Annotated in this window: 2 protein-coding genes; one reads left to right on the plus strand and one right to left on the minus strand. The window is 68.5% G+C overall.

What is annotated here, in order from left to right; genetic code table 11:
* On the plus strand, positions 1-1,170 hold a 1,170-nt coding region (locus FFS27_RS32110), incomplete at its 5' end, for a DEAD/DEAH box helicase (protein ID WP_137952519.1).
* 78 nt (positions 1,171-1,248) lie between these two features.
* On the opposite strand, the gene FFS27_RS32115 is transcribed toward FFS27_RS32110, so the two are convergent.
* A partial coding sequence (locus tag FFS27_RS32115) for an MFS transporter (protein WP_171019281.1) occupies positions 1,249-2,074 on the minus strand: 826 nt, incomplete at its 5' end.

Consider the following 2,074-nt stretch of genomic DNA (forward strand, 5'->3'; position numbering starts at 1 on the left):
GCCTTCCTGCTGCCGCTGCTGCACCGCCTGCTGGCCGAGGACAAGCCGCGCTCCCTGGCGCGCGCGCTGATCCTCCTGCCGACCCGCGAGCTGGCCCAGCAGACCCTCAAGGAAGTCGAGCGCTTCGCCCAGTTCACCTTCATCAAGGCCTGCCTGATCACTGGCGGCGAGGACTTCAAGGTGCAGGGCGCGCGCCTGCGCAAGAACCCGGAGATCATCATCGGCACCCCCGGCCGCCTGCTCGAGCAGCGCAACGCCGGCAACCTGCCGTTGCAGGACATCGAGGTGCTGGTGCTGGACGAGGCCGACCGCATGCTCGACATGGGCTTCGCCGACGACGTGCTGGCCCTGGCCAACGCCTGCCCGGCCGAGCGCCAGACCCTGCTGTTCTCCGCCACCCACAGCGGCGCCGGGTTGAACAAGGTGATCGCCGAGGTGCTGCGCGAGCCGCAAGTGCTGCGCCTGAACCAGGTCGGCGAGCTGAACGAGAACGTCCGCCAGCAGGTCATCACCGCCGACGACGTGGCGCACAAGGAACAGTTGCTGCAATGGCTGCTGAGCAACGAGACCTACACCAAGGCCATCGTCTTCACCAATACCCGGGTCTCCGCCGATCGCCTGACCGGGCGGCTGATCGCCAACCAGCACAAGGTCTTCGTCCTGCATGGCGAGAAGGACCAGAAGGACCGCAAGCTGGCCATCGAGCGCCTGAAGCAGGGCGCGGTGAAGATCCTCGTCGCCACCGACGTCGCCGCACGCGGCCTGGACGTCGAAGGCCTGGACCTGGTGATCAACTTCGACATGCCGCGCAGCGGCGACGAGTACGTGCACCGCATCGGCCGCACCGGTCGCGCCGGCGCCGAGGGCCTGGCGATCTCGCTGATCTGCCATGGCGACTGGAACCTGATGTCGAGCGTCGAACGCTACCTCAAGCAGAACTTCGAACGACGCAACATCAAGGAACTGAAGGCCGCCTACCAGGGGCCGAAGAAACTCAAGGCGTCGGGCAAGGCCGCCGGCAGCAAGAAGAAAAAGCAGGACAGGAAGGGCGCCGCCGCCAAGCCCGCGGCCAAGCGCAAGCCCGCCGCGCGGCCGAAGGCCGGGCCGTCGGCGGTGGTCAGCGCCGACGGCATGGCGCCGCTCAAGCGCAAGAAGCCGACGGCGGAGTGATCGCGCGCTACTGACCGCTTCGGAGGGCGGATAACGCCGCTGGCGCTGTCCGCCCCGGGGGACTGCCAGGCCCCGTTCTCAACTCCCCGCCGTCGCGCCCGCCTCGTCGTTGGCCGGCGGCGTGGCGCTCTTCACCAGCGGCGTATCGTAGCTGCTGGCCTCGTAGCTCACGCAATGGCGGATCTGCGGCGGACCGTCGCCGGCATGCAGGGCAGTGACGTTGTCGATGACGATCTTGTCGGCCAGGGTCATGCGGTCGAGCATGCGCAGGTGCTGGATCCAGTTGTCCACCAGGAACAGTTCCTGCCAGACCTCCGGGTTGCTCACGTCGCGGAACAGCGACCAGCGCTCCGCGCCGTTGCGCAGGCGCAGGCGGCGCAGCGGCTGGGCGGCGCGAACGAAGTCGCGGGTGCGCTCGGCGGGAATCCGGTATTCGATGGAGACCAGCACCATGCCCCGCCGCGTGTTGAAGACGAAGCTCGGCTGCCCGGGCATGCTCGCCGGCGCGCGGGAAATACTGGCGGCGTCCATTTCCGGCAGGCGCGAGTTGTACAGGAGGATCACCGAGGCCAGCAGCAGGCAGCCGGCGGCCAGCAGCGCACCGTGCACGGTCATGGTCTCGGCGAGATGGCCCCAGAGGAACGAACCCAGCGCCAGGCCACCGTACAGCGCGGTCTGGTACAGCGCCAGGGCGCGCGCCTTGATCCAGTCGGGGACGAGGATCTGCACCGCCGAGTTGTAGGTGGCGAGGGCGCCGATCCAGCAGCCGCCACCGAGGATCAGCACCGGGAACAGAACCCAGAGGTTGTCCACCAGGCCGAGGGTCAGCAGGATCAGCGCCAGGGTGAAGCCGGCCAGACTGATCAGCCGGCTGCTGCCGATCCGCTGGCGCAGGCGCGAGACC

The sequence above is a fragment of the Pseudomonas sp. 2VD genome (assembly GCF_005503585.1).
In the GTDB taxonomy this organism is placed as follows: domain Bacteria; phylum Pseudomonadota; class Gammaproteobacteria; order Pseudomonadales; family Pseudomonadaceae; genus Pseudomonas; species Pseudomonas aeruginosa.